This window comes from Acidobacteriota bacterium (assembly GCA_026393675.1).
GTDB lineage: Bacteria > Acidobacteriota > Vicinamibacteria > Vicinamibacterales > JAKQTR01 > JBAXOX01.
On the sequence record JAPKZQ010000041.1, the window covers coordinates 40,061 to 46,159 of the forward strand.

7 protein-coding genes are annotated in these 6,099 nt (G+C 63.8%); 3 read left to right on the forward strand and 4 right to left on the reverse strand.

Annotated elements, in window-relative coordinates; translation table 11 throughout:
* Positions 1 to 2 precede the first annotated feature (2 nt).
* Genes NT151_10215 through NT151_10225 form a run of 3 tightly spaced genes read right to left on the reverse strand, consistent with a single transcriptional unit; the run spans position 3 to position 3,133 of the window.
* Positions 3 to 1,160, reverse strand: a complete 1,158-nt coding sequence (locus NT151_10215; GenBank protein ID MCX6539288.1) for a type IV pilus twitching motility protein PilT — start codon at positions 1,158 to 1,160, stop codon at positions 3 to 5.
* 37 nt (positions 1,161 to 1,197) lie between these two features.
* On the reverse strand, positions 1,198 to 2,121 hold the full coding sequence (locus NT151_10220; protein MCX6539289.1) for a branched-chain amino acid transaminase: 924 nt from the start codon (positions 2,119 to 2,121) through the stop codon (positions 1,198 to 1,200).
* A gap of 25 nt (positions 2,122 to 2,146) precedes the next feature.
* The gene (locus NT151_10225) at positions 2,147 to 3,133 is read right to left on the reverse strand and encodes a protein kinase (protein ID MCX6539290.1); all 987 of its coding nucleotides are present in this window, start codon (positions 3,131 to 3,133) and stop codon (positions 2,147 to 2,149) included.
* A gap of 44 nt (positions 3,134 to 3,177) precedes the next feature.
* Here NT151_10225 and NT151_10230 point away from each other — a divergent pair, with 44 nt between their 5' ends.
* From NT151_10230 to NT151_10240, 3 genes are all read left to right on the forward strand, one after another.
* Positions 3,178 to 3,921: a 16S rRNA (uracil(1498)-N(3))-methyltransferase gene (locus NT151_10230; protein ID MCX6539291.1), complete on the forward strand. Its 744-nt coding sequence runs from the start codon at positions 3,178 to 3,180 to the stop codon at positions 3,919 to 3,921.
* A gap of 586 nt (positions 3,922 to 4,507) precedes the next feature.
* Positions 4,508 to 5,188 carry a DUF4386 domain-containing protein gene (locus NT151_10235; GenBank protein ID MCX6539292.1) on the forward strand — a complete coding sequence of 227 codons (681 nt, stop codon included), beginning with the start codon at positions 4,508 to 4,510 and terminating at the stop codon, positions 5,186 to 5,188.
* 161 nt (positions 5,189 to 5,349) lie between these two features.
* Positions 5,350 to 5,826 carry a hypothetical protein gene (locus NT151_10240; GenBank protein ID MCX6539293.1) on the forward strand — a complete coding sequence of 159 codons (477 nt, stop codon included), beginning with the start codon at positions 5,350 to 5,352 and terminating at the stop codon, positions 5,824 to 5,826.
* An 84-nt stretch (positions 5,827 to 5,910) separates the two neighbouring features.
* Here the strand turns inward: NT151_10240 and NT151_10245 are convergent.
* On the reverse strand, positions 5,911 to 6,099 hold a 189-nt coding region (locus tag NT151_10245), incomplete at its 5' end, for a HigA family addiction module antitoxin (protein ID MCX6539294.1).

Sequence of the window (6,099 nt, forward strand, 5' to 3'; positions counted from 1 at the left end):
GCCTAACGGGTGAATCTGGTGATCTCGGATGAGGGCCCATCCAGGCCGACGACGTCGCGGGCCATCTGCTCCTGCGCCTCGTCGCCGGCGGCGGAGATTCCCTGCACCTTGAGTTTGAATTCGTCAACGTTGGTGGCCCACCTGAGCGCCTCCTCGAGCGAGACGAGCTGCCGCCGCAGCAGGCCCAGCAGCGACTGATCAAACGTCTGCATACCGTACTGCGACGTGCCGGCGGCAATCGCGCCCTGGATGAGGTGCGTCCGTTCCTTATCCACGATGCAGTCGCGGATAAACGGCGTCGACACCAGCACCTCGACGGCCGGGCACCGTCCCTGTCCGTCGGCGCGCGGCACCAGCCGCTGGGAGATGACGGCCTTGAGCACGGATGCCAGTTGCAGCCGGACCTGTTTCTGCTGGTGGGGCGGGAACACCGCGATGATGCGGTTGATGGTCTCGGTGGCGTCCAGCGTGTGGAGCGTCGACATCACCAGATGGCCGGTTTCGGCCGCCAGCAGGGCCGTTTCGACCGTCTCCTGGTCGCGCATCTCGCCGACCAGGATGACGTCGGGATCCTGGCGCAGCACGCTGCGCATGGCGCTGGCGAACGATCGCGTGTCGGTCGACACTTCCCGCTGGTTGATGATGGATTTGTTGTCCCGGTGCAGGAACTCGATCGGGTCCTCGATCGTCAGCACGTGCACGCAGCGATTGCGATTGATGTGATCGACCATCGCCGCCAGCGTCGTGCTCTTGCCGCTGCCGGTCGTGCCGGTGACCAGGATCAGGCCGCGTTCTTCTTCCGCGATCTTCTTCAGCACCGGCGGCAGGCTCAAATCGTCGATCACCCGGATGACTGATGGAATCACCCTGAGCACCAGGCCAATCGCGCCGCGCTGCTGGAAGATGCTGCACCGGAATCGTCCCAGCCCCGAGACGGTGTAGGCGAGATCGACCTCCTGCGCTTCCTTGAAGCGTTCCCGAAGCGGAGCGGGCATGAGCGCCGCAGCCATCGCCACGGTGTCCTCGTGGGTGATTCGCTTGGCCTCTGGAACCGGCGTCAGCGCGCCTCGCACCCGGATCATCGGGACGCTGCCGACCTTGATGTGCAGGTCGGAGGCGCCGTGCTGCACCGCGGTTTTCAGCAGGTCGTTGACGTGCATGCGTCAGGCCTTCGCAAAGAGCCGCCGTGGCGGCGGGTCAGTAGACGAACGTCAGCCACCCGTGCGTATCCGGCCGGTCGCCGTTGATGATACCGAAGAACGCCTGCTGAATCGCTTCGGTGATTGGCCCGCGCGAGCCCGATCCGATCGGGATGCGATCGACGGACTTGATGGGCGTAATCTCCACCGCGGTTCCGGCGAAGAAGAGTTCATCGGCGATATACAGCATCTCGCGTGGGATCACGTCCTCGCGCACGTCGAAGTCGAGTTCACGCGCAATCGTGATGACCGAGTCGCGGGTGATGCCAGGCAGGATCGACGCGGACCGCGGCGGCGTGTAGATGACGCCTTCCCGCACGACGAAGATGTTCTGGCCGCTCCCTTCGCTCACGTAGCCCATGGTGTCAAGCGCCACGGCTTCGGCGTAGCCGTCGACGACCGCTTCCATCTTGATCAACTGGGCGTTCGCGTAATTCGCGCTGGTCTTCGCGAGCGACGGGAACGTGTCTGGCGCCATGCGCCGCCACGAACTGACCTTCACGTCGACGCCCTTCTCCAGCGCTTCGGCCCCCAGGTAGGCGCCCCACTCCCACAGCATGATGGCAACATCGATGGGGCAGGGGAACGGGTTGACGCCGAGCTGCGCATAGCCGCGATAGACGACTGGCCTGATGTAGCAGGCCTTCATGCCGTTGGCGCGGATCGTATCGAGGACGGCCAGTTCCAGTTGTTCTTGGGAGTATGCAGGCACCATCCGGTAGATCTTGGCGGAATCCATCAACCGGCGCATGTGTGTGTCGAGCCGGAAACAGGCCGACCCGTTCGGCGTCTGATAGCAGCGGGCGCCTTCGAACACGCCACTGCCATAGTGAATGACATGCGACGCGATGTGGATATTCGCGTCGGCCCAGTCCACCAGCGTCCCGTTGATCCAGATTTTTCCAGTGCCCGTAAACGACATCGTACGCTCCTTGAACCCAAGTATTCTACTGCGCTTCGCCGCAGAAGGGACACCGATCCGACCGCGCGTGCATGGGCTTCCGGCAATGCCAGCAAAAACGCGGCTGCGGGGTCTCTCGCGTTCGCGACCAGTTTGCCTGGCGGGGCGCGGCCGGCGCTGCCGTTGGCGGAACCGTTAATCTTCCGGCCCGATGCGGTGTGGCTTTCGCTTTCGGACGGTCGACCGCGGTCAGCAGATCCTCGAGCAGTTCCGAGGCCCGCTGATACCGCTCGGTCACCTCCGGTGCCATCGCCTTCATGATGATGTCGTTGAGGCGCTGTGGCACCCGCCCATTGCGGGATCGCGGCGGCGAGACCAGATCCCCGCGCATCAGCTTCTCCAGATCGGCCGGCGCCGGCGTCTGGTACGGCAGCGTGCCCGTCATCATCTGGTACATCGTCACGCCAAGCGAATAGATGTCGGAAGCAAACGTCGCCCGGCCATGAAACTGTTCCGGCGCCATGTAGGGCGGGCTGCCGATCACCGTCGTGCCGTGCGCGGCCAGCTCCAGAAACCGTGACGTGCCGAAGTCGGCCACCTTGACGAGGCCGTTTTCGGCCACCAGGACATTGGCGGGCCGAAGATCCCGATGAATGACGCCCTGGTTGTGCGCATGATCGACGGCATTGCAGATCTGGCACGTGAAGTCGAGCGCCCGGGTGAGATCGAGCGCGCCATCTCGCGCGATGATGTTCTCCAGCGTCTCGCCGGCCACGTACTCCATCACGATGAAGAAGACATTGTCCTGCTTCTCGGCGGTGAGGACGGTGACAATGTTCGGGTGATTCAGGCTGGCCAGCAGTCGCGGCTCGCGGAGCAGTTCGCCGAAGTTGACGCTTTGGCGGTGCGGAACCTTGAGGGCGACCTTTTTGCCGATCCACGTGTCTTCGGCGAGGTAGACGGTGCCGAATCCGCCGCTTCCGAGGGCTGAGAGGATCTTGTATTTTCCGATGGTCTGGCCGCGGAAGAACATGGAAACGTCATTGGAGTATAGATCGTCTTGTCTATAATTGCGGAATGACGCCACGCTTCTACGCACCCGCGCTTCGGTCCGAGAGCGGCGCCGTCGAGCTTCCAGCCGAGGAAGCCGAACACCTCACGCGCGTGCTCCGTCTCGGCGTGGGCGCGACCGTGCGTGTGTTCGACGGCCGGGGACTCGAGTGTCAGGCGCGGGTCGTGCACGCCACCCGCCGCGACGTACGACTCGAGGTCGGCGCCCGGGTGGATGCCGCTGCGGAACCACGCGTGCGTGTGACGCTTGCGCAGGCCGTCGTCAAGGGCGACAAGATGGACGGCATCATCAGGGACGCCGTCATGCTGGGCGTGGCGGCCATCCACCCATTACTGACGGCGCGAACCGATGTGCCGGAATCGGCGTTCGCAACCGGCACACGCGTCGAGCGCTGGCGGCGCATCGTCATCTCGTCAGTCAAGCAGTGCGGGCGTGCGGTCGTACCGGATCTGGCGGCACCCGAGAGCCTGGAGGCGTGCCTGCGGCGGGGCCACGACGGGCTGCGCCTGATGTTGGTGGAGCCGGGAATCTTGGCCGAGGTGACGACGGGGGAGGAGCTGCGCGGCCTGAGCCCGACGGATTCGGCGCAAGTGTTCGTCGGGCCTGAGGGCGGCTGGACGCCCGCGGAGGTGTCGATGGCACAGGAGGCGGGCTGCCGTCTGGTCACGCTGGGCAAGCGAACTCTCAGGGCCGATGCGACGCCCCTCATCGCGCTTGGCGTGCTGCAGTATCTGTGGGGCGATTTGTAGGGCACAGCGCTCAGTCGCCTGCCGGCGCGCATCGGTCTTGCCCATCCACCCTGTCCGTGAGGTATGGGTATCGAAGGCCGAGTCGGCAGATTCTGCGGTTGGCAGATTCTGCGTACTCTTGCGTCGGTGACGATATACAATCCGGCCGCGCCTCGTCGTGCCCCCGCCGTGCCCGTTCGAACGGTCCGTATCCCATTACGCTTGGGACGGTTGCAGCGTATGCCCCTGACGTCGCCACTTGCCTGCTTGCGACAAGTGGCCGTCGGGGAAGGAGTTACCGCGTGCAGCCAACAACGGTGCGTAAGACATTACGCTGCGAACCGCTGCAGCGTATAAGGAGAGAGCGGCGGCGGAGCGCCGCAGGCTGATTATCCGTTAGCCGGCACGGAAACTTCGGGATCCGTAGGCGCGTATGGTCGGTGTCTGGCGTTGGACTTGATAGGAGCTGTTACTCACTCGTAGCGGCCGGCGGGCTCAAGCCGCGGCCGAGAGCAACGAGCGCGTGGAGGCACGACATGAACTCAACTGCGGCCACAACGCGGCAAGCAGGGCGGCGCGTGAAAGGCGTCCGCGCCCCGGAGCGCCCATGACTCGCAGGACGAACGCAAGAATCGCCGGAGTCACGTTCCTGGTTTACATCGCGGCCACCATCACGAGCATGGTCCTGTTCTCCCGGGCGACCAGCGGAGAAGGGGTTGCCGCGCAACTCGCAGGCATCGCCCAGCATGCGACAGACGTGCGTCTCACCATCGTGCTCGGCCTACTTGGGAACTTCTGCGCCCTGGTGCTCGCCGTGACACTTTACGCGATAACGCGAGAGCAGGATCCCGATCTGGCAATGCTGGCCCTGGCCTGTCGCGTCGCCGAAGGCATCGCCGGCATGGACGTGTCGAAGACGCTCGGCCTTCTCTGGCTCGCGACGGCAACCGACGCTACCGCACTTGACGCGGGGGCAGCATCCGCGCTCGGCGCATTCTTCCTGAAGATGGAAGCGTCGTTTACCGCAAGCGCAGCCTTCTTCGCCCTGGGGAGCACGCTCTTCTCGTGGCTCCTCCTCCGCGGTCGCATGATCCCGGTCGCACTGGCCTGGCTCGGCGTGCTTGCGTCGATCCTGCCCGTCGTGTGCTTTCCTCTGCAGCTCGCGGGACTGCTCGGCGGCCCGGTCACGTCGTTCATGTGGTATCCAATAATGCTGTTCGAGGTGGCGCTGGCGCTGTGGCTGATCATCAAAGGCGTCGCCGCGCCGGCGCCGAGGCAACCGGCCTGAGGTTGCTACCGCCAGACTGGATTCGGCGGTCGCCAGCTGCGCGTCGCCGACCGCCAGGTGTCCGTCTAACACTCAAATGGAGCCGACGCGCCGGATCATCTGGACCATTGTGTTGCAGAGGCTCGCGGCTCATTTGAAACGTTGGGCTTGAGGTGGAAGAAATGAACACGAGAGTCATCACACACGCTTCGTTGCCCGGCCTGGTTGTCGTGGTCATACTGTTTGCCACCGCCGTGACCTCGATTGCAGCCACCGAGAAGAGGATCCCGTACCATCCCGAGTTCATTCAACTCGTCCAGCAGGGCCGGATAGGCAGCGCGGAGATCATCACTGGACCATCCGGAATCAAGTACATCCGGGCGAAACTCGTCAGAGCTGAAGGGAAGGAGGAGGAAACGCTTAGGGTGGATGCTATTCCAAACGACATCTCGAGCGATCAGGTGATCAACATGCTGATCGAGAAAGGTGTCCTGATAACTCAGAGGCAAGAATCATTGTCGCCCTTCAGCATGTTCACGATGTGGCTACCGCAGGTCGTGGGATTCGTGGTTTGGATCGTAGTCGTCATCATCGCCCTCTGGCTTGGTTTCAGGCTGGTGCGGGCCGTTGAGCGGATCGCAGAGAACACGAAGAAATAGGCCGTCCAACAACCGGCTGGAGCAGACGCGCTGGCGCGCGCTGCTCAGCCGTGCCGTTATGCGGAATACACGGGAACGAGACGATCAGGCGGCAACCAGTCGTCGGACGTGGAAGTTCTTCCGGTTCCGATTGGCGTGCCACAAGTCGTACTGGACTTGCTGGTTCAGCCAGCTCTCGGCGGTCGTGTTGAAGGCCAAGGACAAACGGATGGCCATTTCCGGGGAAATGCCCGCGCGGCCGTTCAGGATTGCCGACAGCGTCTTCCGGCTCAC

Excerpts from the sequence above, each read along its gene's own strand:
- NT151_10235 (MCX6539292.1), top strand. The coding sequence starts at position 4,508 with ATGACTCGCAGGACGAACGCAAGAATCGCCGGAGTCACGTTCCTGGTT.
- NT151_10230 (MCX6539291.1), top strand. The coding sequence starts at position 3,178 with ATGACGCCACGCTTCTACGCACCCGCGCTTCGGTCCGAGAGCGGCGCC.
- NT151_10220 (MCX6539289.1), bottom strand. The coding sequence starts at position 2,121 with ATGTCGTTTACGGGCACTGGAAAAATCTGGATCAACGGGACGCTGGTG.
- NT151_10215 (MCX6539288.1), bottom strand. The coding sequence starts at position 1,160 with ATGCACGTCAACGACCTGCTGAAAACCGCGGTGCAGCACGGCGCCTCC.
- NT151_10240 (MCX6539293.1), top strand. The coding sequence starts at position 5,350 with ATGAACACGAGAGTCATCACACACGCTTCGTTGCCCGGCCTGGTTGTC.
- NT151_10225 (MCX6539290.1), bottom strand. The coding sequence starts at position 3,133 with ATGTTCTTCCGCGGCCAGACCATCGGAAAATACAAGATCCTCTCAGCC.